Origin of the sequence: Piscinibacter defluvii, from assembly GCF_004011805.1 — a bacterium.
Taxonomy (GTDB): Bacteria; Pseudomonadota; Gammaproteobacteria; order Burkholderiales; family Burkholderiaceae_C; genus Piscinibacter; species Piscinibacter defluvii.
This window is the reverse complement of sequence record NZ_RCHJ01000028.1, coordinates 30311-53481: the sequence shown is the minus strand read 5'-3', so window position 1 is coordinate 53481 and position 23171 is coordinate 30311. Positions and strand designations below refer to the sequence as shown.

22 protein-coding genes and 1 tRNA gene are annotated in these 23171 nt (G+C 70.8%); 9 read left to right on the top strand and 14 right to left on the bottom strand.

What is annotated here, in order from left to right; all coding sequences use genetic code 11:
• Positions 1-42: 42 nt before the first annotated feature.
• The 11 genes from D9C15_RS29535 to D9C15_RS29485 form a co-directional block, all read right to left on the bottom strand.
• Positions 43-118: transfer RNA gene (locus tag D9C15_RS29535), tRNA-Asn, on the bottom strand.
• A 37-nt stretch (positions 119-155) separates the two neighbouring features.
• Entirely contained in the window at positions 156-2285 is a 2130-nt protein-coding gene (locus D9C15_RS29530) for a TonB-dependent siderophore receptor (protein ID WP_128002956.1), read from the bottom strand.
• Between the two features lie 248 nt (positions 2286-2533).
• Positions 2534-3634: an NAD(P)/FAD-dependent oxidoreductase gene (locus D9C15_RS29525; protein ID WP_128002954.1), complete on the bottom strand. Its 1101-nt coding sequence runs from the start codon at positions 3632-3634 to the stop codon at positions 2534-2536.
• A gap of 32 nt (positions 3635-3666) precedes the next feature.
• Entirely contained in the window at positions 3667-3990 is a 324-nt protein-coding gene (gene fdxA / locus D9C15_RS29520) for a ferredoxin FdxA (protein ID WP_112190734.1), read from the bottom strand.
• 52 nt (positions 3991-4042) lie between these two features.
• Positions 4043-4816: a uroporphyrinogen-III C-methyltransferase gene (cobA, locus tag D9C15_RS29515; RefSeq protein ID WP_128002952.1), complete on the bottom strand. Its 774-nt coding sequence runs from the start codon at positions 4814-4816 to the stop codon at positions 4043-4045.
• Positions 4813-6096: a sulfate adenylyltransferase subunit 1 gene (locus tag D9C15_RS29510; RefSeq protein ID WP_128002950.1), complete on the bottom strand. Its 1284-nt coding sequence runs from the start codon at positions 6094-6096 to the stop codon at positions 4813-4815. Before D9C15_RS29510 ends, cobA begins: the two co-directional genes overlap by 4 nt.
• Position 6097: 1 nt before the next feature.
• A complete protein-coding gene (cysD, locus tag D9C15_RS29505; protein ID WP_128002948.1) occupies positions 6098-7057 on the bottom strand; it encodes a sulfate adenylyltransferase subunit CysD in 960 nt (319 codons plus the stop codon).
• Complete coding sequence (locus D9C15_RS29500; protein ID WP_128002946.1) at positions 7054-7803, bottom strand: phosphoadenylyl-sulfate reductase; 750 nt, start codon at positions 7801-7803, stop codon at positions 7054-7056. Before D9C15_RS29500 ends, cysD begins: the two co-directional genes overlap by 4 nt.
• Positions 7800-8345, bottom strand: a complete 546-nt coding sequence (locus D9C15_RS29495) for a DUF934 domain-containing protein (protein WP_128002944.1) — start codon at positions 8343-8345, stop codon at positions 7800-7802. The genes D9C15_RS29500 and D9C15_RS29495 overlap by 4 nt, the downstream gene beginning before the upstream one ends.
• Positions 8346-8350: 5 nt before the next feature.
• Positions 8351-10045, bottom strand: a complete 1695-nt coding sequence (locus D9C15_RS29490; protein ID WP_128002942.1) for a nitrite/sulfite reductase — start codon at positions 10043-10045, stop codon at positions 8351-8353.
• Between the two features lie 3 nt (positions 10046-10048).
• Positions 10049-10816: a sulfite exporter TauE/SafE family protein gene (locus D9C15_RS29485; RefSeq protein ID WP_128002940.1), complete on the bottom strand. Its 768-nt coding sequence runs from the start codon at positions 10814-10816 to the stop codon at positions 10049-10051.
• A gap of 107 nt (positions 10817-10923) precedes the next feature.
• On the opposite strand from D9C15_RS29485, the gene D9C15_RS29480 reads away from it, so the two are divergent.
• Entirely contained in the window at positions 10924-11844 is a 921-nt protein-coding gene (locus tag D9C15_RS29480; RefSeq protein WP_128002938.1) for a patatin-like phospholipase family protein, read from the top strand.
• A gap of 190 nt (positions 11845-12034) precedes the next feature.
• Here D9C15_RS29480 and D9C15_RS29475 read toward each other — a convergent pair whose 3' ends face one another.
• Positions 12035-12592: a phasin family protein gene (locus D9C15_RS29475; RefSeq protein WP_128002936.1), complete on the bottom strand. Its 558-nt coding sequence runs from the start codon at positions 12590-12592 to the stop codon at positions 12035-12037.
• 182 nt (positions 12593-12774) lie between these two features.
• Here D9C15_RS29475 and D9C15_RS29470 point away from each other — a divergent pair, with 182 nt between their 5' ends.
• The 7 genes from D9C15_RS29470 (at position 12775) to D9C15_RS29440 (ending at position 18168) form a co-directional block, all read left to right on the top strand.
• Positions 12775-13743: a histone deacetylase family protein gene (locus tag D9C15_RS29470; protein ID WP_128002934.1), complete on the top strand. Its 969-nt coding sequence runs from the start codon at positions 12775-12777 to the stop codon at positions 13741-13743.
• Positions 13721-14164 carry an acyl-CoA thioesterase gene (locus tag D9C15_RS29465; protein WP_205854941.1) on the top strand — a complete coding sequence of 148 codons (444 nt, stop codon included), beginning with the start codon at positions 13721-13723 and terminating at the stop codon, positions 14162-14164. The genes D9C15_RS29470 and D9C15_RS29465 overlap by 23 nt, the downstream gene beginning before the upstream one ends.
• A complete protein-coding gene (locus tag D9C15_RS29460; protein WP_128002930.1) occupies positions 14161-14859 on the top strand; it encodes a nitroreductase in 699 nt (232 codons plus the stop codon). Before D9C15_RS29465 ends, D9C15_RS29460 begins: the two co-directional genes overlap by 4 nt.
• Entirely contained in the window at positions 14856-16262 is a 1407-nt protein-coding gene (locus D9C15_RS29455) for a sodium:proton antiporter (protein WP_128002928.1), read from the top strand. The genes D9C15_RS29460 and D9C15_RS29455 overlap by 4 nt, the downstream gene beginning before the upstream one ends.
• Before the next feature lie 10 nt (positions 16263-16272).
• Positions 16273-17256, top strand: a complete 984-nt coding sequence (locus D9C15_RS29450; RefSeq protein WP_128002926.1) for a 2-hydroxyacid dehydrogenase — start codon at positions 16273-16275, stop codon at positions 17254-17256.
• A gap of 85 nt (positions 17257-17341) precedes the next feature.
• Positions 17342-17680, top strand: a complete 339-nt coding sequence (locus tag D9C15_RS29445; protein WP_128002924.1) for an ArsR/SmtB family transcription factor — start codon at positions 17342-17344, stop codon at positions 17678-17680.
• Positions 17677-18168, top strand: a complete 492-nt coding sequence (locus D9C15_RS29440; RefSeq protein WP_128002922.1) for an SRPBCC domain-containing protein — start codon at positions 17677-17679, stop codon at positions 18166-18168. Before D9C15_RS29445 ends, D9C15_RS29440 begins: the two co-directional genes overlap by 4 nt.
• Here the strand turns inward: D9C15_RS29440 and D9C15_RS29435 are convergent.
• Together D9C15_RS29435 and D9C15_RS29430 are read right to left on the bottom strand one after the other, a co-directional pair.
• The gene (locus D9C15_RS29435) at positions 18148-18627 is read right to left on the bottom strand and encodes a cyanophycin metabolism-associated DUF1854 family protein (protein WP_128002920.1); all 480 of its coding nucleotides are present in this window, start codon (positions 18625-18627) and stop codon (positions 18148-18150) included. The two genes, D9C15_RS29440 and D9C15_RS29435, sit on opposite strands and share 21 nt — an antisense overlap.
• A gap of 2 nt (positions 18628-18629) precedes the next feature.
• On the bottom strand, positions 18630-20879 hold the full coding sequence (locus tag D9C15_RS29430) for a cyanophycin metabolism-associated ABC transporter (RefSeq protein WP_128002918.1): 2250 nt from the start codon (positions 20877-20879) through the stop codon (positions 18630-18632).
• A 123-nt stretch (positions 20880-21002) separates the two neighbouring features.
• Here D9C15_RS29430 and D9C15_RS29425 point away from each other — a divergent pair, with 123 nt between their 5' ends.
• A complete protein-coding gene (locus D9C15_RS29425; RefSeq protein ID WP_128002916.1) occupies positions 21003-23168 on the top strand; it encodes a cyanophycin synthetase in 2166 nt (721 codons plus the stop codon).
• Positions 23169-23171 lie beyond the last annotated feature (3 nt).

Genomic DNA, 23171 nt, shown 5'->3' with positions numbered 1-23171 from the left:
CAAAGGGGTTAGCTCCAAATGAAGCTAACCCCTTGATTTTATTGGCTCCCCGACCTGGGCTCGAACCAGGGACCTACGGATTAACAGTCCGGCGCTCTACCGACTGAGCTATCGAGGAATCGAGCCGCAGATTATAGCCCGGTTTTCCGGCCGGGCTACAGGTCCACCTGCACGCCCAGCCACGCCGTGCGCGGGCGCAACGGGTACAAGTACACATGGCCGAACTGGAACGGCGACTCGCGCCAGGCGCGCTTGTCGGTGAGGTTGTCGACGCCGGCGCGCCAGGTCAAGGTCTGAGCACCGAACCGCACCGCCTGGCGCGCGGCCACGCCGAGGACGGCGTAGCCCGGGATCGACGCGCTGTTCAGCGGATCCACGTACCGCCGGCTCGTGTACCGGCCCGAGCCTTCGATCACCAGGCCAGGGACCGCGGCCAGGCGGTGCTCGGCCTGCAGCTTGAGCGTGCGCGCCGGGACGTTGTACGGCATGTTGCCGTTCACGCCGGCGTTGGCGCTGCCCTCGCGGCGCGCGCGCAGCCATTGCGCGCCGGCGAGCCAGGTCCAGGCCCCGGTGCGCCAGGAGATGCTGCCTTCGCCGCCCAGGTGTCGCTGCGTGCCGTCTGGCTGGTACGTGCAGGTGCCGGGATCGTCGCAGCTGCCGATGTCCGCCGCGATGTGTTTGACGACATCGAACAGCGCGGCCGACCATTCGAGCGATTCGGTGGAGCCCTTGAGCCCGAGTTCCGCCTGCCGGCTCGTCTGGGTCGAGGCTTCGCCGGCATTGGTGTAGCGCGTGCGGTTCGGCGCCACGCTGGATTCCATGCCGCGGCCCCAGCTGGCATAGACTAGCTGGTCCGGCACATAGGCGTAGCTGAGGGCGACAAAGGGTGTCGTGAACGTCTGCCGGTAGTCGGTCGGTCGCGAGCCGTCGGTGCGCACGCTCTGGCGATGCAGCCGTGTGTGGCGCACACCGAGCCACGCAGTCCAGCGCGCGTCGATCGCGATCGCGTCGCGTGCGTAGACTTCGCTCGTGTGCTCGTCGCGCTGGGTGTTCTCGTCGGTCAGCGTCGGATCGGCCGGCGTCTCGTCGCCCGGACCGACGGTGCCGACGTAGTTGAACGCCTGACGCTGGAAGCGGTTCTTCACGCGGCTGTTCAGGACGCCGAGCGTCAGCGCGTGGGCCCACGAGCCCACCTGCACCCTGCCGGTCAGCGACAGGTCCAGCGCGTCGGTGCGCCGCCGCTCGTTCTCGCTGCGGAAGTCGTACAGGTCGAAGCTGCCGTCCGGGCAGTAGCGGTCCGGGTAGTAGGTGCCGTCGGCAGCGCTGCAGCCGAACGGGAAGGCGATGCGGTCGTCGCTGCGCAGCCGCTGGGTCGCGGCGTGCGCGATGAAGCTCCAGTCGGCCGACAGTGTCTGCCGCCAGCGCAGCGAGGCCGTGTCGCCGTCCAGCACCACGGGCAGGGACCAGCGCTGGTCGTTCAGGTTCCGGCGCGGGTCGACCGGCGCCGGCACGCGGTCGCCCCACATGCTGAAGGCCGCCTGGCTGGGCTGCGAGCGGTGGCTGCTCTCCACCTCGGCCTCGAGCAGCGTGCCCGCGCCGAGCCGCCAGTCGCCGGCGACGGCCAGCATCTGGCGCGAGCCTCGGCTGTCGCGCACCAGCGGGTCGAGGTGCGCCGCGGCGGCATTCAGGCGTACGCCGAATGCCCGCTCCGCACCGAAGCGATCGGAGAGGTCGACGGCGCCGGTCAGCGTCGACTTCTCGCGCCAGTCCACGGCCGCCCGGCGCAGCGGCGTGTCGAGCGGGCGCTTGACGACGAGGTTCACCAAACCACCCGGCGCGCTGGTGCCGGCCTGCATGCCGCTGATTCCCTTGAGCACCTCCACCTGCGCCTTGTTGTCGAGCGGAATCGAGGTCTCTGCGTTGATCGGCAGCCCGTCGCGGCGGTAGTTGAAGCGGTTGTCGATCACGTAGCCGCGCACGGTGAGCTGGTCCCAGTAGCCCTCGGCGTTGTAGGCATCGCTGACCGCGGGATCGAAGTTCGTCAGGTCCGACAGCCGTGTCGCGCCGCGGTCGAGCAGCCGCTCGGCGGTGAACACGCCCGCCTGCAGCGGCAGCTTCGCGAGCGGCACCTCGCCCCAGCCGGCGGCGTTGATGGTGGGCGTGACGCGGCCGGTGATCGTCACCGGGTCCAGTTGCGCCTGGGCAAACGCACCGGCGGTGCTGCAGCCGGCGAGGCACGCCAGCACGAGGCGGCGTGGGCGGAAGTGGCGTCTTGGTGTTGCCATCGTCGTGTCCTTGTCGATGGCAGGTCGGCGGCGCCCGGAGGCGCCAGCGAGCGCGGCGATCCGGACAAGCTTCCCTGCGCGAGGATTACCTCAATCAGGTTCGAAGGGACTCTCTCAGTCGGCCGTCTCGATGCGAGGCGGCCAACACCCCTAGCGGATGCAGCGCGTGGTTGCGCCACGAGCGAATTATCCAGCAAAAAGAAAGGGGCCCGCATCGCGGGCCCCGCCTTCCTTCCTGCCGGCAGGCGCTAATCGAAGTTCGGCGTCTCCACACCCAGCACCTTGTGCAGCTTCGGGCTGGTGGTGGTGTACTGCAGGTGGATGCGCTTTTCCGGGAAGATGTACGGCGCCGCCGCGAAGGCCGCGAGCGCCGCCTCGTGGAAGCCCGACAGGATCAGCTTCTTCTTGCCCGGGTAGGTGTTGACGTCGCCCACCGCGAAGATGCCCGGCGTGCTGGTCTCGAACTTCTCGGTGTCGACGACGAGCTGCTTGCGCTCGATGTTCAGCCCCCATTCGGCGATCGGGCCCAGCTTGGGGCTGAGGCCGAAGAAGACGAGCAGCATGTCCATCGGCACCACGCGTGTGACGCCATCGCCGCCGGTGACCTTCACGCCGGTCATGCGGCCGTCGCGTTCCTCGATGCCGGTGACCTGGCCGACGATGAACTGCATCTCGTAGGCGTCGCACAGCTCCTTCATCTTCGCGACGCTGGCCGGCGCGGCGCGGAAGCCGTCGCGGCGGTGGATCAGGATCACGCTCTCGGCCTTGTTCGGGCCGTCCTGCACGAAGTTCAGCGTCCAGTCGAGCGCCGAGTCGCCGCCACCGACGATGACCAGGTTCTTGCCGGCGAACTGCGCCGGGTTCTTGACGCGGTAAAAGACCTGGCGGTCGTCGTAGGCCTCGATGCCGTCGACCTTCAGCGTGCGCGGCTGGAAGCTGCCCACGCCGCCGGCGATGAACACCGTCTTGGTCAGGAAGCGCGTGCCCTTGCTCGTCTCGACGTAGAAGCGGCCATCGTCCTGCTTCTGCACGACGGTCACTTCCTGCCCGAGGTGGAAGGTGGCGCCGAAGGGTTCGATCTGCTTGAGCAGGTTGTCCGTGAGCTCCTTGCCGGTGCACACCGGCACGGCCGGGATGTCGTAGATCGGCTTGTCGGGGTAGAGCTCAATGCACTGGCCGCCGGGGTAGGCGAGCGAGTCGATGATGTGGGCCTTGATCTCCAGCAGCCCCAGCTCGAAGACCTGGAACAGGCCGACCGGGCCGGCGCCGACGATCACCGCGTCGGTCTCGATCGGGCCCTCGTGTGCACCCGCGGTGCGGGCGACTTCGTCGTTGAACTTCGGTTCCATCATGGCTGCGGCGGCGGACGCCGCGCGTCGGTTTACTTGATCAGTTGGTCGAGCTTGCCGGTGCGGTCCTTCCACTCGTCCGCGTCGGGCAGGGCACCCTTGCGCTTGGTGATGCTCGGCCATTTCTTGGCGAGCTCCGCGTTCAGCTTGATCATGTGCTGCTGGTTGCCCGGCACGTCCTCTTCCGGGACGATGGCGTTCACCGGGCACTCGGGGATGCAGACGGCGCAGTCGATGCACTCGTCCGGATCGATGGACAGGAAGTTCGGGCCTTCGCGGAAGCAGTCGACCGGACAGACGTCCACGCAATCGGTGTACTTGCAGCGGATGCAGGCTTCGAGGACGACGTGGGTCATGGTCTGGCGAATGAGGTGATGGGTGCCGCGGAAGGCGGACAAGCCCGCGATTTTATGCGGCTCGGGTTTCTACCGGGTCCGGAAGCCCTTGCGGGACATCAATGCCGTGGCGTTGCGGGAACACCGGAAGCGCGCCCGCGCCGACCGTGACCACCGCGGGGCGCCCGGCATGCAGCAGGCCCGCCGCGGCCAGGTCGGCCACGCGGTGCTGGCTGTGCAGGCCGTCCGGCCAGCCGGCGCGCGACACCACGCTGGCCGGCGTGTCGGCCGCCCAGCCCGCCGCCAACAGCCGGCGCGCGAGGCCACCGAGCTGCCGGCCGGCCATGTAGAACACCTCGGTGTCGGCCGTGCGCCCGGCCTGCAGGGCGCCCTCGCGCGTCATCGCGGTGGACAGCGCGACGCTGCGACCGCTGCCACGGCGCGTCAGCGGCCGGCGCGTGTCGGCGGCCGCGGCCAGTGCCGCCGTCACGCCGGGCACGACCTCGGCCACGATGCCCGCCGCGGCCAGCGCCTCGAGCTCCTCCTCGAGCCGGCCGAACACGCTCGGGTCGCCGCCCTTCAGGCGCACGACGAGCGCGTTCTCGCGCGCGTGCTTCACCAGCAGCGCGTTGATGGTCGCCTGCCCGGTGGAATCGCAGAAGCCGCGCTTGCCGACGTGGATCCAGCGCGCCTGCGGTGCGAACTCGCGCAGCGCGGGATCCGTCAGCGCATCGTGCAGCACCACGTCGGCCTGGGCCAGGCGGCGCGCGCCGCGCAGGGTGATCAGGTCGGCCGCGCCCGGGCCCGCGCCAACGAAGACGACCCGACCGGTCGGCACACCGGTCATTGCGGCGCCTTCACCAGCAGCGCCCCGCTGGTGCGGTTGCTGGCCGGGTCGACCACGATCAGCGACCCGCCGACGCGGTTGGTCTCGTAGCTCTCCACCGGCAGCGGCTGCTGCGTCTCGACGATCACGTGGCCGATCTCGTTGACGGCCAGCTCGTGCGCGTCGGTCGCCTCCAGCGTGTGGATGTCGAGCCGGCTCTCGATGGCGGTGATGCGCGCCTGCACCCAGCGGTTGCCGTGGCGCACCCAGTACTTGCGGCCGACCACGGCGGGTTCGGTGTCGAGCCAGGCAAGCGTGGCCGAGAAGCGCTGCGAGGGGTGCACGGTGGAGGGCGTCGCGATCCAGTCGCCGCGCGAAACGTCGATCTGGCGGTCCAGCACGATGCCGGCGGACTGCCCGGCCTCGACCACGTCGACCACTGCACCGGCCAGGCGCACCTCGGCCACGGTGGCGCCCTGGCCGCTCGGGAACAGCTGCACCTCGTCGCCGGCCTTGACCCGGCCGTGGGCCACGCGGCCCCACAGCGTGCGCGGCTGGTTGCCGGTGCCTTCGCCCTCGCGGGCCACGTACTGCACCGGCACGAGCAGGTCGCCGTCCTTGCGCTCCTGGCTGGTCGGCAGGCTCTCCAGCAGTTCGAGCAGCGACGGGCCGTCGTACCAGTCGGTTTCCAGCGGCGTGGTGACGTTGTCGCCGCGCAGCGCCGAGACCGGGATCACGCCGGCCACGCGGATGCCCGCGGCCTCGGCGAACCCCAGCAGCGCGTCGCGCACCGCCGTGTAGGCGGCGCCGGGCTGCTCGATCGCGTCGAGCTTGTTGACCGCGAACACGATGTTCGGCACGCGCAGCAGCTGCGCCAGCAGCGCATGCCGGCGCGTCTGCGGCAGCAGCGGCACGGGTTGCTGCGTCGTGTCGAGCTTGGTGATGTCCACCAGCACCACGGCCGCATCGCTGCCCGCGGCGGCAGTGACCATGTTGCGCGTGTACTGCTCGTGGCCCGGTGCGTCGGCGATGATGAACTTGCGCTGGCGCGTCGCGAAGTAGCGGTAGGCCACGTCGATCGTGATGCCCTGCTCGCGCTCGGCCTCCAGGCCGTCGGTCAGCAGCGACAGGTCGATCGGCGCGCCGGCGGCCTTCTTCTCGAGCGTGTCGAGCTGGTCGGCGAGGATGGCGCGGCTGTCGAACAGCAGCCGGCCGATCAGGGTGCTCTTGCCGTCGTCGACGCTGCCGGCGGTCAGGAAACGCAGCGCGCGGTGGTCCTTGCAGGGGGGGGCGGTGTGCATCTCAGAAATACCCTTCCTTCTTGCGCCGCTCCATCGACGCGTCCGAGGTGCGGTCGTCCATGCGGGTCGCACCGCGCTCGCTGATCGTCACCTTCAGCGTCTCGGCCACCACCTCGGTGGCGTTGGCGGCCGGGCTCTCCACCGGGCAGGTGCAGGTCATGTCGCCCACGGTGCGGAAGCGCACCTGCGCGGTCTCGACCGTCTCGCCGGCCTCGGGCGGCGTCACCTCGGTCAGCGGCACCAGCAGGCCCTTGCGGCGGATCACCTGCCGGTCGTGCGCGTAGTAGAGGTCCGGCAGCGGGATGTTCTCGCGCGCGATGTAGAGCCAGACGTCGAGCTCGGTCCAGTTGCTGATCGGGAAGGCGCGCATGTGCTCGCCGGGGCGGATGCGCGTGTTGAACAGCGTCCAGAGCTCGGGGCGCTGCTCCTTGGGCTGCCATTGCCCGAAGCTGTCGCGGTGGCTGAAGATGCGTTCCTTGGCGCGTGCCTTCTCCTCGTCGCGCCGTGCGCCGCCGAGCAGCACGTCGAAGCGGTGCTCCTCGATGGCCTCGAGCAGCGTGACGGTCTGGTGGCCGTTGCGCGATTCGAGCGGATGCGCCAGTCGCACCGTGCCGCGCCTGATCGAATCCTCCAGGTGGCCCACGACGAGCCGGTCGCCCATCTCGGCGACACGCCGGTCGCGGAACTCGATCACTTCCGGGAAGTTGTGGCCGGTATCGACGTGCAGCAGCGGGAACGGCAGCCTGCCCTTGTAGCTGCCGTCGGCCTGGCGGCTCTTGAAGGCCTTCTCGGCCAGGCGCAGCACGACGCAGGAGTCCTTGCCGCCGGAGAACAGCAGTGCCGGGCGCTCGAACGCGGCGACGGTCTCGCGCAGGATGAAGATCGCCTCTTCCTCCAGCCAGTCGAGGTGGGTGTGGTCGAGTTCGGGCAACAGCTGCTCGACCGACAAAGGGGCATTCATCGCGGGGCTCCCAGCATGGTCACGGCGGGCTCGTCTTCCTTGACATGCAGCCCGCATTCCTTGGCCTTCTCGTCTTCCCACCACCAGCGCCCGGCCCGGAAGGGCTCGCCGACGGCGATCGCGCGCGTGCAGGGCGCGCAGCCGATGCTCGGCATGAACTCGTCGTGCAGCGGGTTGTAGGGCACGTCGTTCGTGGCAATGTAGTGCCACACGTCGGCCCAGGACCAGTCGGCCAGCGGATTGAACTTGGTGCGGCCCTTGTCGTCGGGCTCGGAGAAGGGCACCTCGGCGCGCGTGTCGCTCTGCTCGCGGCGCAGGCCGGTGACCCAGGCGGTCTGGCCGTCCAGCAGGCGCGCCAGCGGTTCGAGCTTGCGCAGCGCGCAGCAGGCCTTGCGCAGCTCGATGCTCTGGTACATCGCGCGCTCGCCGTTCTTCCGGACGAACTGGACCACCGATTCGGCGACCGGTTCGTAGGCCTGCACCTCGAGGCCATAGCGCTCGCGGATGCGCGGCAGCAGCGCCAGGGTCTGCGGATGCAGCTGGCCGGTCTGCAGGGTGGCAATACGGATGCCGATGTGGTGGCGCGCGATCAGGTCGGTGATCACCATGTCCTCGGCGCCCAGGCTGGTGGCCTGCACGATGCGGCTGCCGTGCTCGGTCGCCGCGCTCTGCAGCACCGCGACGGCGTGCGCGACACGCTCGTCGAAGCCGTCCTTGCGGCGCGCGTACAGCGCGATCGCCGTCATATCGAGGCCCCCGCGTTGACGAATTCCTGCGCGCGGCGCGCCAGCTGCTCGGCGGTGCCGGCGGGCTGGGCGAACAGCGGCCGGTTGTCGCTCGTGTCGCCCTGGTAGTGCCCGGGGAAGAACGCGAGCGCGCGTTCGGCGTGCTCCACCGACTGGTCGGCGCGCAGCACCACGGCGTCGAAGCCCGTGCGCTGCAGCAGCGGCAGCATGTCCACCAGCACCTCGCCGGTGGCGCGCACCTCGCCCTGGAAGCGGTAGCGCGAGCGCAGCAGGCGCGCCTGGCTGTAGGCGCGGCCGTCCACCCACTTCGGGAAATGCAGCGCGACGAGCGAGAACCGCGGCAGGTCGGCGGCGACGTCCTCGACGTCCTGGTCGTTGGCGAGCTTCAGCCCCACCGGCATGCCGGCCGGCCAGGAGGCACGCACCGCGTGCCACTGGGCCAGGTCGAGCAGCAGGTACGGGTCGGCGTTGATACTGACGGGCGGGCCGTCCTCGCCGCCGAGCGCATGCCAGGCGTCCTTGTACAGGTCGATGAACTTCATGGGGGTCACGCGGCTTGGGCGGTGCTGCGGCGCACGGCGTTGGCAGGGCCCTTGAAGGGCTCTATGCCGACGCGGCGCACGGTGTCGATGAAGCGCTCGTTGGCGGCGCGCTGCGCCTTGTAGGTCTCGATCACGGCCTCCACCGCGTCGGCCACCTCGTCGGCGGCGAACGACGGGCCGATCACCTTGCCGGGCACGGCCGGGCCGGAGAGCGTGGAGCCGTCCGAGCCGCCGAGCGAGACCTGGTACCACTCCTTGCCGTCCTTGTCGACGCCGAGGATGCCGATGTGGCCGCTGTGGTGGTGGCCGCAGGAGTTGATGCAGCCGCTGATGTGCAGGTCGATGTCGCCGATGTCGTAGAGCTCGTCGAGGTCGGCGAAGCGCTCGGTGATCTCGGCGGCGATCGGGATCGAGCGCGCATTGGCCAGCGCGCAGAAGTCGCCGCCCGGGCAGGCGATCATGTCGGTGAACAGGCCGATGTTCGGGCTCGCGAAGCTGGCCGTCTTGGCGGCTTTCCAGACCTCGGCCAGTTCCGCCTCGCGCACCCAGGGCAGCAGCAGGTTCTGGTCGTGCGTGACACGCAGTTCGCCGAGGCTGAAGCGGTCGGCGATGTCGGCGGCAGCCTCCATCTGCTCGGCCGTCACGTCGCCGGGCGCCTGGCCGGCGCGCTTGAGCGAGAGCGTCACCGCCCGGTAGCCGGGCAGCTTGTGCGCGTGCACGTTGCGCTCCAGCCAGCGGCGGAAGGCGGGCGCCGTTTCGCCCGGCGGCGCGCTCGGCGAGACGGCCGCGGCGATGCCCTCGGGCAGCACGAAGCTGGCCTTGACGCGCTCGAGCTCGGAGCGCGGGATGGTGTGTGCCGCGCCGTCGACATCGTCGCGCAGGATGTGGGCGAACTCCTCGGCCACTGCGTCGAAGAACTTCTGGCCCTCGGCCTTGACGAGGATCTTGATGCGCGCCTTGTAGAGGTTGTCGCGCCGGCCGTAGCGGTTGTAGACACGCACGATGGCCTCGATGAACAGCAGGATCTGCTGCCAGGGCACGAACTCGCTGGCCAGCGCGCCGATCACCGGCGTGCGGCCCATGCCGCCGCCGACCAGCACCCTGAAGCCCACCTCGCCGGCCGCGTTCTTCACCAGGTGCAGGCCGATGTCGTGCCAGGCCGTCGCAGCGCGGTCCTCGCGTGCACCGCTGACGGCGATCTTGAACTTGCGCGGCAGGAAGGCGAACTCCGGGTGCAGCGTGCTCCACTGGCGCAGGATCTCGCAGTAGGGCCGCGGATCGACGATCTCGTCGGGCGCGATGCCGGCCAGCGCGTCGCTGGTGATGTTGCGGATGCAGTTGCCGCTGGTCTGGATGCCGTGCATGTCGACGGCGGCCAGCGCGTCCATCACGTCGGCGCTCTTCGCGAGCGGGATCCAGTTGAACTGGCAGTTCTGGCGCGTCGTGAAGTGCGCGTAGCCGCGGTCGAAGTCGCGCGCGATGCGCGCCAGGGTGCGCAGCTGGCGCGACGCCAGCTCGCCATAGGGCACGGCGATGCGTGCCATCGGCGCGTGGCGCTGGATGTACCAGCCGTTCTGCAGGCGCAGCGGGCGGAACTCGTCGTCGCCCAGCTTGCCGGCGAGGTTGCGCTCGAGCTGGTCGCGGTACTGCGCCGCGCGCGCGTGCACGAACTGGCGGTCGAAGTCGGTGTATTGGTACATGGTTCAGTGAATGACCTTCAGCCCCGCCGTCACGAGGGCCGTGCACAGCAGCGCGCGCACCAGCTTCTCGGGCATCTTGCGGGTCAGCTGCGCGCCGAGCCAGATGCCCGGCACCGAGCCGATCAGCAGCCACAGCAGCAGCGCCCAGTCGACATGGCCGAGCGTGGCGTGGCCGATGCCGGCCACCAGCGTCAGCGGCACGGCGTGCGCGATGTCGGTGCCGACCACGCGGTGCGATTCCAGGCGCGGGTAGATCAGCATGATCAGCGTCGCGCCGATCGCGCCGGCGCCGATCGAGCTGAGCGACACCAGCACGCCGAGGATCAGGCCGCACAGCACGGTCAGCCAGGTCTTGCGCGTATCGGGAATCCAGCGCTCCAGGCGCAGGCCGACGGCGTGCCAGGCCTGCTTGTAGGCCACCACCACCGCGGTCAGCAGCAGCGCGATGCCGAGCGAGAAGGTCAGCGTGCTGGCCCAGCCCTTGGTGAGGCCGGTGGTGTGCATCAGCGCGATCGTCGCGGCCGAGGCGGGAATCGAGCCGGCCAGCAGCAGCGCGGTGATGCGCCAGTTCACGTGGCCGGCCAGGTGGTGCGAGGCCGAGCCGGCCGACTTGGTGATCGCGGCGAACCACAGGTCCGTGCCGATCGCCACCGCCGGGTTCAGCTTGAAGACCGACAGCAACAGCGGCGTCATCAGCGAACCGCCGCCCACGCCGGTCATCCCGACGATGGCGCCGACCCCGAAGCCGCTGAGAATGGCGATCCAGTCCATGAAGCTGTGTCCGCAGCCGCTCGAGCGCGACCGTGGCCCGGACTCTAGACGGGCGTCTATATATATGAGAAGAACATATTTCTTGTTTGCTTATCGTTGGGAAGAATATGAGGCTTGACCGACGTCAGTTGCTGGGTGGCGGCCTGGGCCTGGCCGGGTGGCTGCTGGCCGGCTGCCAGACCGCGCCGACGGCCGTGCCGGTGCCCGCGCCGGCCGCCTCGGCGGCGGCCGCCCCGCCGCCGGCACCGCCCAAGCCGCCGAAGATCGGTCTGGCGCTCGGCGGCGGGGCGGCGCGCGGGTTCGCCCACATCGGCGTCATCCAGGCGCTGGAGGAAAGCGGCATCCGACCGGACCTGGTGGTCGGCACGTCTGCCGGCAGCCTGGTGGCCGCGCTCTACGCTGCCGGCCGAAGCGGCGGGGAACTCGCCAAGCTGGCCGACGCGATGGACGAGTCGGCCATCACCGACTGGAGCTTCCCCGGCCGGGGGCTGATCCGCGGCGAGGCACTGGCCCGCTTCGTGCGGGAGCACACCGGCGGCCGGCTGATCGAGCAGTTGCCGCTGCCGCTGGGCATCGTCGCCACCGACCTGGACAACGGCGCGCCGATCCTGTTCCAGCGCGGCGACCCCGGCATGGCGGTGCGTGCCTCCAGCGCCGTGCCGGCGGTGTTCCAGCCGGTCAGGATCGGCGCGCGCGAATACGTCGATGGCGGGCTGGTGTCGCCGGTGCCGGTGCGCTTCGCGCGGCAGATGGGCGCCGAGCTGGTGATCGCCGTCGACATCTCGGCGGTGCCGGACGGCGCGGCCACCGGCGATCCGCTCCGGATGCTGCTGCAGACCTTCGCGATCATGGGCCGCAGCATCAACCAGTTCGAATTGCGCGAGGCCGACGTGGTGCTGCGGCCCAAGCTGGGCGGCGTCTCGGGCGCGGATTTCGCCGGCCGGCGGCGCACCATCGCCGCAGGGCGCGCGGCGGCCCTGACCCAGCTCGCGGAGCTGCGCGGCAAGGTGGCCGCCAAGACCCACTGAGGCACCAAAGAAAACGGCCCGATGGCGAACCATCGGGCCGGCAAGGTACCGGGAGGTACCGAGGAGACAACCTTTCAGGGAGGCTGCGGGCAGGCCCGCAGCACACCGTAGATCAGGAACTCCGCGGCAAGTTCAAGAGTCGGGCCGCTTCTTTGTGACGGCGCGAATCCGGAACCCTCCGGCGCGGTGTTCAGGCGGCGCGCTTGGTCTTGCCGGCGGCCTGGGTCGCCTTGACGGCGGTGGTCGTGACGGCCTGGAAGTTGGCTTCGGCCACGTCGGCGGCCTGCTTGGCGGCCTTCTGCACCGACTCGTAGGCGTTGTTGGCGGCGGCGACGGCCGACTTCACCAGGGCGACGGCGTTCTCGGTGCCGGCCGGGGCGTTCTTGACGGCGGCGTCGAAGGCGGCCATGAACTTCTTCTGCGAGTCGTTCGCGGTTTCCTCGGCGACCTTGGTCACTTCGGCGTTGGTCGCGGCGGCGATGTCGTACAGGTGGCGGCTGTAGGCGGCGGCCTTCTCGGCGGCCGGTTGCAGCAGGCCGGCCTGCAGCGTGAACAGCTCTTGCGCGTCCTTGACCGACAGGGCGGCCTTGGTGGTGTCGGCGGCTTCGGCCAGCGCGGTCTTGGCGACCTGCAGGTTCAGCTCGACCAGCTTCTCGATGCCTTCGAAGGCCTTGTTGGTCAGGCCAAACAGGGTTTCGACGTTGGCTTTGTTGGCGGCGATCACTTGTTCGGCGGTCAGAAAGGACATGAGGGTCTCCGGATCAGGGCTAGGGCAGGGATGCAGCGCATTTGTTGCACTGCAGCATGAGCCAAGTATATCGCTCTGCGCACCAAGTTCAAGCACTTTTTGCTGCGGTGCGTCATACGCGGGTCACATTCCGTCCGGGCGGGCGGTGGGCGTGTTGCCGGCAGAATCGCGCCCGCCACCCCATGCAAGCCTTCTATTCGGACCATTTCGTGCTGCCGCTGCCGGTCGGGCATCGATTCCCGATGCCCAAGTACCGGCTGTTGCGCGAGCGCATCGAATCCCAGCCTGCCTTCCGGCTGCGTGAAGCCGAGCCGGCCAGCGAGGGCGAACTGGCGCTGGCGCACGATCCGGGCTACATCGCCGCGGTGGTGCAGGGCAGCCTGAGCGCGGCAGCGCAACGCGAGATCGGCTTTCCCTGGAGCGAGCGCATGGTCGAGCGCTCGCGACGCTCGGTCGGCGCCACCATCGGCGCCGCGCGGGCGGCGCTGGCCGAGGGCGTGGCGGCCAACCTGGCCGGCGGCACCCACCATGCCGGCGCCGACAAGGGCGGCGGCTACTGCGTGTTCAACGACGCCGCGGTCGCGGCGCGGCTGATGCAGGCAGAGTGGCACCGGCGCCACCCGCCGGGCACGCCCGGCCTGCGCGTGGCGGTGATCGACCTGGACGTGCACCAGGGCAACGGCACGGCGGCGATCTTCCGCGACGACCCGACCGTGTTCACGCTCTCGCTGCACGGGGCGAAGAACTTCCCGTTCCGCAAGGAGACCAGCGACCTGGACGTGGAGCTGCCCGACGGCTGCACCGACGAGCCCTACCTCGAAGCGCTCGACGCGGCGCTGGCCGAACTCTGGCGCCGCCATGCCGGGCAGCCGCCGGGACTCGTCTTCTACCTCGCCGGGGCCGACCCGCACGAAGGCGACCGGCTCGGCCGCCTGAAGATCAGCAGCGCCGGCCTGGCCGAACGCGACCGGCGCGTGTTCGATGCCTGCCGCGAGCGCGGCATCCCGGTGGCCGTCAGCATGGCCGGCGGCTACGGGCACGACATCGCGGTGACGGTGGACGTCCAGCAGCGCACGCTGGAGGAAGCCCTGGCGAGCTGGCGGCAGTGGCAATGGAACAATGCGCGCCATGTCGCACCGACCGCAGCCTGAGCCGCGCAGCGCCTACCGCCGATTCAGCACGATCACCACGCGCTGGATGGACAACGACGCCTACGGCCACGTCAACAACGTCGTCTACTACAGCTGGTTCGACACCGCGGTCAACGGCTACCTGATCGAGGCCGGCGCACTGGACATCGAGGCCGGCGCGGTGATCGGGCTGGTGATCGAGACACGCTGCAACTATTTCGCGCCGCTCGCGTTTCCGCAGGCCGTCGAGGCCGGGTTGCGCGTCGCGCACCTGGGCCGCAGCAGCGTGCGCTACGAGGTCGGCCTGTTCGCGCAAGGGCAGCCGCTCAGCGCGGCCGGCGGGCACTTCGTGCATGTCTACGTCGACCGCGCCACGCGCCGGCCGGTGGATCTTCCCCACGCGCTGCGCGCGGCCCTGCAACCCCTGAGCGCCACCCCATGACCGACCCTTCCACCGCGGCCGAGGCCGTCGATGCCGCCATCGGCTCGCGCCGCTCGATCCGCGCCTTCCTGCCCACGCCGGTGCCGCGCACGACGATCGAGGCGATCCTGCAGGTGGCCGCGCGCGCGCCTTCGGGCACCAACACGCAGCCCTGGAAGGTGCACGTGCTGACCGGCGCGGCCAAGCAAGACCTCTCGCGCCGCATCCGCGCGGCCTACGACGACCCGGCCGAGCGCGCCACGCACCGCGAGGAGTACGCGTACTACCCGACCGAATGGGTCCCGCCCTACATCGACCGCCGCCGCAAGGTCGGCTGGGACCTGTACGGGCTGCTCGGCATCGCCAAGACCGACAAGGCGCGCATGCATGCGCAGCACGGCCGCAACTACGCCTTCTTCGACGCGCCGGTCGGCCTGATCTTCACGATCGACCGCATCATGCAGCAGGGCAGCTGGCTCGATTACGGCATGTTCCTGCAGAACATCATGGTCGCCGCACGCGCGCGCGGGCTCGACACCTGCCCGCAAGCCGCGTTCACGCAGTTCCACCGCATCATCGAGAAGCAGCTCGGCATCCCGGCCACCGAGATGGTGGTGTGCGGCATGTCGCTCGGCCACGCCGACCCGGCGGCGGTCGAGAACGGGCTCGTCACCGAGCGCGAGCCGGTGGCCGGCTTCGCGAGGTTCCACGAATGAGGGCCGCGCGCGGAGCGGCGCTCGCGGCGCTGCTGCTGGCCAGCGGCGGTGCCATGGCCGCCGAGGTCGACGGCGCGGCGCTGGCGGCCTGGTGGGGCATCCCGTTCGCCGGCATGCTGCTGTCGATCGCGCTGATGCCGCTGCTGGCGGCCAAGGTCTGGCACCACCACTACGGCAAGATCGCGCTCGGCTGGGCGCTCGCCTTCATGCTGCCCTACGCGGTGCTGGCCGGCCCCGGTGCCGCGGGCGGCGCGCTGGTGCACACGCTGGTGGCCGAGTACCTGCCCTTCATCATCCTGCTCACGGCGCTGTTCACCGCTGCCGGCGGCATCTACGTGCGCGGCAACCTGCACGGCAGCCCGGCGCTGAACACCGGGTTGATGGCGGTCGGCGCGGTGCTGGCCAGCCTGATGGGCACGACCGGCGCGTCGATGCTGCTGATACGCCCGCTGATCCGCGCCAACGACAACCGCAAGCATGTCGTGCACGTGATCGTGTTCTTCATCTTCATCGTCAGCAATGCCGGCGGTTCGCTGACGCCGCTGGGCGACCCGCCGCTGTTCCTCGGCTTCCTCAAGGGCGTGAGCTTCTTCTGGACCGTGCAGCACATCTTCCCGGAAACGCTGTTCCTGGTCGGCACGCTGCTCGTGCTGTTCTACGCCATCGACACCTACTGGTATCGCAAGGAGGGCGTGCTGCCGCAGGACCCGACGCCCGACACCGCGCGCTTCGGCGTCGACGGCGCGATCAACTTCCTGCCGCTGGCCGCGGTGGTCGGCCTGGTGCTGATGAGCGGCACCTGGAAGCCGGGCATCGCCTACGACGTGGCCGGCACCCCGGTCGAACTGCAGGCGCTGGTGCGCGACGCGGGGCTGATCGCCGTCACCTTCGTGTCGCTGGCGATCACGCCCAAGTCGGTGCGCGAGGCCAACCAGTTCTCCTGGGCGCCGATGCAGGAGGTGGCCAAGCTGTTCATCGGCATCTTCGTGACCATGGTGCCGGTGCTGGCGATGCTCAAGGCCGGCGAGGCCGGCGCCTTCGCGGCGGTGACCCGCGCCGTGACCGGCGCCGACGGCGAGCCGCTGCCCTGGGCCTACTTCTGGTTCAGCGGCTCGCTCAGCTCCTTCCTCGACAACGCGCCGACCTACCTGGTGTTCTTCAACCTCGCCGGCGGCGACCCGCAGGTGCTGATGACCACGCTCGCCTCGACGCTGGCCGCCATCTCGGCCGGCTCGGTGTTCATGGGCGCCAACACCTACATCGGCAACGCGCCGAACTTCATGGTCAAGGCGATCGCCGAGGACCGCGGCATCCGCATGCCGAGCTTCTTCGGCTACATGGCGTGGTCGGGCGCGATCCTGGTCCCGCTGTTCATCGCCATGACCTTCATCTGGTTCCGCTGAAAGGCAAGACATGACCCGACCTGCCGTCCTCGTCGCCCGCGCCGTGTTCGGCGACATCGTCGACCGCCTGCGCGTGCACTTCGACGTCGAGGACAACCCCGAAGACCGCATCTTCAGCAAGGCCGAGCTGGCCGCGAAGCTGGCCGGCAAGGCCGGCGCCTTCATCACCGGCAGCGAGCGCATCGACGCCGAGGTGCTCGACGCCAACCCGCAGCTGCGCGCCGTGTGCAACATGGCGGTGGGCTACAACAACATCGACGTCGACGCCTGCAACGCACGCGGCGTGCTGGCCACCAACACGCCCGACGTGCTGACCGAGACCACCGCCGACTTCGGCTTCGCGCTGATGATGGCCGCCGCGCGACGGCTCGCCGAGAGCGAACATTTCCTGCGCCGCGGCGAATGGACCAAGTGGTCCTACGACATGTTCATCGGCAGCGACGTGCACGGCGCGACGCTCGGCATCCTCGGCATGGGACGCATCGGCCAGGCGATTGCGAGGCGCGGCGCGCTCGGCTTCGGCATGAAGGTGGTCTACCACAACCGCAGCCGGCTCGCGCCCGAGCTCGAGGCGCCGCTCGGGGCGCGCTACGTCGGCAAGGAGCAGCTGATGCGCGAGGCCGACCACCTCGTGATCGTGGTGCCGTACTCGGCCGCCAGCCACCATGCGGTGGGCTCCGCCGAGATGGCGCTGATGAAGCCGAGCGCGACGCTGACCAACGTCGCCCGCGGCGGCGTGGTCGACGACGCGGCGCTGGCCGCCGCGCTGCGCGAGCGCCGCATTGCCGCCGCCGCGCTCGACGTGTTCGAGGGCGAGCCGAAGGTGCACCCGGACCTGCTGACCGTGCCCAACGTGGTGCTGACGCCGCACATCGCCAGCGCCACCGTGGCCACGCGCCGCGCGATGGCCGGCCTCGCGGTCGACAACCTGATCGCCGCGCTGACCGGCGGCACGCCGCCGACGCCGATCAACCCGCAGGTACTGGCGCGCTAGCCGGCCGCGCCGGAGCGGTTGACGAACCGTTTCTCTTCGGTTACCGTAACCACATGGTTACGGTAAGGTTCGTCCGGAGGCGGCGATGAAGGGATCGCCGCTCCTGGTTGCCGCGGCGCTGGCCGACCCGACACGCGAGGCCATCGTGCGCCTGCTGATCGACGGCGAGCGCTCGGTCGGCGAGCTCGCCGAGCACTTGCCGGTCAGCCGGCCGGCGGTGTCCAAGCACCTGCGCGTGCTCGAAGGCGCCGGCGTGGCGCGCGTGCGCGCCGAGGGCACGCGGCGCCTGTATGCGATCGAACCGCAGGCGCTGGCGCAGCTGCGCGACGAACTTGATCGCATGTGGCAGCGGGCGCTCGCGCGGTATGCGCTGCTGGCCGACAACGGGCCCGAAGGCTCGTCTGCGAGGAGGTCCAGGCGATGAAAGACGATGTCCCGCCCCCGGTGCAACGGCAGGTGCGCGTGGCGCTGCCGCCGGCACGAGCGTTCGAACTCTTTACGCGCCAGATGGGGCGCTGGTGGCCGTTTCGCGGCCACAGCTGCTTCGACGCCGAGGCGTGCGACGTGCTGTTCGACGGCCGCGTGGGCGGCGAAGTGACCGAGCTCGCACGCGACGGCCGCCGCATGACCTGGGGCGTGCTCGTCGAATGGCAGCCGCCGGATGGCTTCGCGATGCGTTGGCACCCCGGGCTCGATGCGGCCGAGGCGACGCTGCTGCGCGTGCGCTTCACCGCCGCGGCAGACGGCGGCACCGAGGTGGCGATCCATCACTCGGGCTGGGAGGCGCGCGGCGCCGCGGCAGCCGAGAAGCGCGATCAGTACGACCAGGGCTGGCCGGCGGCGTTGGCGGTGTTTGCCGGGTACGCCGCGCAGGCCGACACCCGGGCCGGGCTACAGGAACCGCTCCAGTAGCCGGCGCGAGCGCCGGTCCAGCGTGCGGGCGTCGGCGATGCGGTAGCCGATGCCATGGCTGTCGGTCACCAGCAGCGCGCTGCCGCCGAGGCGGCGGATGTCCTCCTCGCCCTTGAGCACCAGCGTGGTCGTGCCGCGATCGGTGCGCACGGTCCAGGTGCTCGGCGTCGAGAAGGTCGAGACGTCGATCAGCTGCTCGATCACCGGGGCGAACTCGCGCCGCGCGAGTTCCTCCTCGATCACGCCGCGGGCCTCGGCCGGCAGCCGGGCCGGCTGCTCGATCCACAGGCGCTCGCGCCCGTCCGTGCCGACCAGCGAGAGCGCGCCCTCGGGCGCCGAGAGCGGGAAGGCGCGCACCGGGATCACGCCCACGTGCTCGCTGCCGTCGGCCGTGTGCAGCACCAGGCGGCCATGCGCGTCGCGCCGCAGGCTGAAGGGCAGGGGGTCGTGCGCCGTCATGGTCAGGCCACTCCGGCCGGATGGGCGGCCGGCGCGGCGGCCGGCGGGATGCGTGCGGCGCGCTCGTCGTCGCCTTCGTCCACCTGGCGCGCCTGCGCCTCGTAGAGCCGCCAGTAGGCGCCCTGGCGCGCCAGCAGCTCGTCGTGCGTGCCGACCTCGACGACGCGGCCGCGGTCCATCACCACCAGCCGGTCGGCACGGCGCAGGGTCGAGAGCCGGTGCGCGATCGCGATCGTCGTGCGGCCCTGCACCAGGTTGTCGAGTGCGTTCTGGATCTCCTTCTCGGTCTCCGTGTCCACCGACGAGGTGGCCTCGTCGAGGATCAGGATGCGCGGGTCGATCAGCAGCGCGCGGGCGATCGAGATGCGCTGCCGCTCGCCGCCCGAGAGGCCCTGGCCGCGCTCGCCCACCATCGAGTCGTAGCCGTGCGGCAGGCGCAGGATGAACTCGTGCGCGTGCGCGGCGCGCGCCGCGGCGACGATTTCCGCGCGGCTCGCGTCCGGCTTGCCGTAGGCGATGTTCTCGGCCACCGTGCCGTAGAAGAGGAAAGGCTCCTGCAGCACCAGGCCGATGTGGCGCCGGTAGTCGGCCACGCCGAAGCGGCGCAGGTCCACGCCGTCGACCTTGATCGCGCCGTCGGTCACGTCGTAGAAGCGGCAGATCAGGTTCACCAGCGTGCTCTTGCCCGAGCCGCTGTGGCCGACCAGGCCGATCATCTCGCCGGGCCGGATCTCGAGGTCGAGCCCGCGGATCACCGCGCGGCTGCCGTAGCGAAAGCCCACGCCCTGCAGCGACAGCGCGCCCTCGAGCCGGTCCAGCTTCACCGGCTGGGCCGGCTCGGGCACGTTGGACACATGGTCGAGGATGTCGAAGATGCGCTTGGCGCCGGCGGCGGCCTTCTGCGTCACCGAGACGATGCGGCTCATCGAGTCGAGCCGGCCGTAGAAGCGCCCGATGTAGGCGATGAAGGCGGTCAGCACGCCGACCGTGATCTGGTTGCGGCTGACCAGCCAGATGCCGAAGGCCCACACCACCAGCAGGCCGATCTCGGTCAGCAGCGAGACGGTCGGCGAGAACAGGCTCCAGGTCTTGTTGAGCCGGTCGTTCACCTCGAGGTTGTGGCGGTTCGCGCGGCGGAAGCGCTCGGCCTCGCGCTGCTCCTGCGCAAAGGCCTTGACCACCCGGATGCCCGGGATGGTGTCGGCCAGCACGCTGGTCACCTCGCCCCAGACCCGGTCGATCTTCTCGAAGCCGGTGCGCAGCCGGTCGCGCACCAGGTGGATCATCCAGGCGATGAAGGGCAGCGGCAGCAGCGTCACCAGCGCCAGCGAGGGGTTGATGCTGAACAGGATCACCGCCGTCATGCCGATCATCAGCACGTCGGTGGCGAAGTCGAGCGCGTGCAGCGAGAGGAAGACGCAGATGCGGTCGGACTCGCTGCCGATGCGCGACATCAGGTCGCCGGTGCGCTTGCTGCCGAAGTAGTCCAGGCTCAGGCGCAGCAGGTGGTCGAAGGTGGCGGTGCGCAGGTCGGCGCCGATGCGCTCGCTCACGATGGCCAGCAGCCAGGTGCGCCACCAGCCCAGCGCCCAGGCCAGCAGCGCGGCACCGAGCAGCCCGGAGAGCAACAGCCAGACGACATTGGTGTCGATCTGTTTCCCGTTCTGGAACGGGATCAGCACCTCGTCCATCAGCGGGATGGTCAGGTAAGGCGGCACCAGCGACGCCGCGGTGGCCGCCAGGGTCAGCATGAAGCCCAGCAGCAGCTGCCAGCGGTACGGCCCGGCGAAGCGCGACAGGCGCAGCAGCACCCAGGTCGACGGTGGCGTCGGCGACTCGGCCGCGAAGTCGGCCTCGTCGGCCTCGGGCGGCTCGTCGTCCTCGCCGGGGCCGTGCAGCAGGCGCTGGCGCTGGCGCTCGAAGGCCGCCAGCAGCTTGAGCGCGGCCGGGTCGGCACCGAGCGTGTAGCGCCACACCGCCAGCCGGGCAGCCGCGTCGTGCAGCGACAGCTGGCCGACGCCGCCGTGGTCCGTGTGCTGCAGGGTCAACGGGCTGTCCAGCGCCCAGCCGTGCCAGCCCGCGCCACCCGGCGCGCGCGCCAGCAGCCGGCGCTCGGTCAGCAGCAGCTGGCCGGAACCGAAGCGGTCCTGGGCATCCAGGTCAACGTCCAGGCTGGCCAGCACGTTCTCTCCGGGCTCGAGTGGCGCGGAGACCGCCACGGCAAGTGCGGGAGAGGGAGCGGATGAGGGCATGGGTCGCAGGGGCGGGAGCGCGCGATTGTCGCGTAACGCCGGCACCCGTCCGCCAGCCGACCGCAGGGCGCGAATAATCCGCACTACCGCCCGCCGAACGGCCGCGAGGCCGCCCGAGGATCGATGAGAACTTTCGACGACATCCGCCTGCTGCGCGTGACCTACCTGCGCGGCCCCAACCTCTGGACCTACCGCGCCGCCCTGGAGGTCTGGCTCGACCTGGGCGCGCTGGAGGACCACCCCTCCGACAAGCTGCCCGGCTTCGTCGACCGCCTGGTGGCGGTGCTGCCGGCGCTGGAGGAGCACCACTGCGGCGTGGGCGAACGCGGCGGCTTCCTGCAGCGCCTGCGCGAGGGCACCTGGATGGGCCATGTGCTGGAGCACGTGGTGATCGAGCTGCTCAACCTGGCCGGCATGCCCACCGGCTTCGGCCAGACCCGCAGCACCTCGAAGACCGGTGTCTACCGCATGGTGTTCCGCGCCCGCGACGAGGCGGTGGCGCGCTGCGCGCTGGAGCGCGGCCACCGGGTGCTGATGGACGTGATCAACGCCCGCGCGGCCGACGTGCCGGCCGCGGTGCAGGCGGTGCGCGACGCGATCGACCGCGCCTACCTCGGCCCGAGCACGGCGCACATCGTCGCCTCGGCCACCGAGCGGCGCATCCCGCACCTGCGCCTGAACGACGGCAACCTGGTGCAGCTCGGCCACGGCCGACGCCAGCACCGCATCTGGACCGCCGAGACCGACCGCACCAGCGCCATCGCCGAAGGCATCGCGCGCGACAAGGACCTGACCAAGCGCCTGATCGCCGCCGTCGGCGTGCCCGTGCCCGAAGGCCGCATCGCCGCCAGCGCCGCCGAGGCCTGGGAAGCGGCCGAGGACATCGGCCTGCCGGTGGCCGTCAAGCCGAGCGACGGCAACCACGGCCGCGGCGTGACCCTGGACCTGAGCGCACGCGAGCAGATCGAGGCCGCCTGGGCGCTGGCCGACCAGGAAGGCAGCGAGGTCATCGTCGAGCGCTACATCCCGGGCGACGAGCACCGCCTGCTGGTGGTGGCCGGCCAGATGGTCGCCGCAGCGCGCGGCGAGGCGGCCTGGGTCACCGGCGACGGCCGCCAGAGCGTGGCCCAGCTGGTCGATCAGCAGCTCAACCAGGACCCGCGCCGCGGCGACACCGAGGATCACCCGCTGGGCCGGATCGACGTGCGCGGCGACGGCGCCATCGTCGTGGACCTGCAGCGCCAGGGCCTGGCGGCCGACGACGTGCCGGCCGCCGGGCGCCGCGTGCTGATCCAGCGCAACGGCAACGTGGCGGTGGACTGCACCGACGAGGTCCACCCCGACTTCGCCCGCGTCGCCTCGCTGGCCGCGCGCACCGTGGGCCTGGACATCGCCGGCGTCGACCTGGTCGCCCAGCACATCGGCCAGCCGCTGGCCGGCCAGCAGGCCGCGGTGGTGGAGGTCAATGCCGGGCCGGGCCTGCTGGCACACCTGAAGCCGGCCATCGGCGCGCCGCGCCCGGTCGGCAAGGCGATCGTCGACCACCTGTTCCCGCCCGGCGACGACGGCCGCATCCCGCTGGTCGGCATCGCTGGCGGCGGCGCCACGCACCGCGTCGCGCGGCTGGTGGCCTGGCTGCTGCAGCTCTCGGGCCGCCATGTCGGGCTGGCCTGCCGCGACGGGCTGTTCCTCGGCGCACGCCAGGTCGAGTCGCGCGACGCGCGCGACGGCGCGCTGGCCGAGCGCCTGCTGCTCAACCGCGAGGTCGACACCGCGGTGTTCGAGAACGGCCCGGCCACCATCCTCGACCAGGGCCTGGTGTACGACCGTTGCCACATCGGCGTGGTGACCGACCTGGACGGCGCCGAGACCCTCGAGCGCCACGACATCCGCGAGGCCGACGACCTGCCGCGCGTGCTGCGCACCCAGATGGACGTGGTGCTGGCCGAGGGCACCGGCGTGCTGAACGCCGACGACGAGCGCATCGCGGCGCTGGCGCGCTACTGCGACGGCGGCGTGATCCTGTATGCCACCGGGCCCGCGCCGCTGGCCGCGCACCGCGCCGGCGGCGGCCGCGCCGTGCTGGCCGCGGGCGGGCGACCGGTGCTGTGCGAGGGGCCGGCCGAGATCCCGCTGGCCCTGCGCGGCGGCAGTTCGTTGCCGCCCGCGGTGCTGCTGCCGGCGGTGGCCGCGGCCTGGGCCCTGGGCCTGGCCGCGCCGCTGCTGGCCGCCGGCATCGACACCTTCGACGCCCAGAACCCGGCCCTGAATCCGGCCGACAGCCGCTGAACA

What these genes read in the sequence shown, in the direction of transcription:
- D9C15_RS29530 (WP_128002956.1), bottom strand. Translation starts at nt 2,285, where the DNA reads ATGGCAACACCAAGACGCCACTTCCGCCCACGCCGCCTCGTGCTGGCG.
- D9C15_RS29525 (WP_128002954.1), bottom strand. Translation starts at nt 3,634, where the DNA reads ATGGAACCGAAGTTCAACGACGAAGTCGCCCGCACCGCGGGTGCACAC.
- fdxA (WP_112190734.1), bottom strand. Translation starts at nt 3,990, where the DNA reads ATGACCCACGTCGTCCTCGAAGCCTGCATCCGCTGCAAGTACACCGAT.
- cobA (WP_128002952.1), bottom strand. Translation starts at nt 4,816, where the DNA reads ATGACCGGTGTGCCGACCGGTCGGGTCGTCTTCGTTGGCGCGGGCCCG.
- D9C15_RS29510 (WP_128002950.1), bottom strand. Translation starts at nt 6,096, where the DNA reads ATGCACACCGCCCCCCCCTGCAAGGACCACCGCGCGCTGCGTTTCCTG.
- cysD (WP_128002948.1), bottom strand. Translation starts at nt 7,057, where the DNA reads ATGAATGCCCCTTTGTCGGTCGAGCAGCTGTTGCCCGAACTCGACCAC.
- D9C15_RS29500 (WP_128002946.1), bottom strand. Translation starts at nt 7,803, where the DNA reads ATGACGGCGATCGCGCTGTACGCGCGCCGCAAGGACGGCTTCGACGAG.
- D9C15_RS29495 (WP_128002944.1), bottom strand. Translation starts at nt 8,345, where the DNA reads ATGAAGTTCATCGACCTGTACAAGGACGCCTGGCATGCGCTCGGCGGC.
- D9C15_RS29490 (WP_128002942.1), bottom strand. Translation starts at nt 10,045, where the DNA reads ATGTACCAATACACCGACTTCGACCGCCAGTTCGTGCACGCGCGCGCG.
- D9C15_RS29485 (WP_128002940.1), bottom strand. Translation starts at nt 10,816, where the DNA reads ATGGACTGGATCGCCATTCTCAGCGGCTTCGGGGTCGGCGCCATCGTC.
- D9C15_RS29480 (WP_128002938.1), top strand. Translation starts at nt 10,924, where the DNA reads ATGAGGCTTGACCGACGTCAGTTGCTGGGTGGCGGCCTGGGCCTGGCC.
- D9C15_RS29475 (WP_128002936.1), bottom strand. Translation starts at nt 12,592, where the DNA reads ATGTCCTTTCTGACCGCCGAACAAGTGATCGCCGCCAACAAAGCCAAC.
- D9C15_RS29470 (WP_128002934.1), top strand. Translation starts at nt 12,775, where the DNA reads ATGCAAGCCTTCTATTCGGACCATTTCGTGCTGCCGCTGCCGGTCGGG.
- D9C15_RS29465 (WP_205854941.1), top strand. Translation starts at nt 13,721, where the DNA reads ATGTCGCACCGACCGCAGCCTGAGCCGCGCAGCGCCTACCGCCGATTC.
- D9C15_RS29460 (WP_128002930.1), top strand. Translation starts at nt 14,161, where the DNA reads ATGACCGACCCTTCCACCGCGGCCGAGGCCGTCGATGCCGCCATCGGC.
- D9C15_RS29455 (WP_128002928.1), top strand. Translation starts at nt 14,856, where the DNA reads ATGAGGGCCGCGCGCGGAGCGGCGCTCGCGGCGCTGCTGCTGGCCAGC.
- D9C15_RS29450 (WP_128002926.1), top strand. Translation starts at nt 16,273, where the DNA reads ATGACCCGACCTGCCGTCCTCGTCGCCCGCGCCGTGTTCGGCGACATC.
- D9C15_RS29445 (WP_128002924.1), top strand. Translation starts at nt 17,342, where the DNA reads ATGAAGGGATCGCCGCTCCTGGTTGCCGCGGCGCTGGCCGACCCGACA.
- D9C15_RS29440 (WP_128002922.1), top strand. Translation starts at nt 17,677, where the DNA reads ATGAAAGACGATGTCCCGCCCCCGGTGCAACGGCAGGTGCGCGTGGCG.
- D9C15_RS29435 (WP_128002920.1), bottom strand. Translation starts at nt 18,627, where the DNA reads ATGACGGCGCACGACCCCCTGCCCTTCAGCCTGCGGCGCGACGCGCAT.
- D9C15_RS29430 (WP_128002918.1), bottom strand. Translation starts at nt 20,879, where the DNA reads ATGCCCTCATCCGCTCCCTCTCCCGCACTTGCCGTGGCGGTCTCCGCG.
- D9C15_RS29425 (WP_128002916.1), top strand. Translation starts at nt 21,003, where the DNA reads ATGAGAACTTTCGACGACATCCGCCTGCTGCGCGTGACCTACCTGCGC.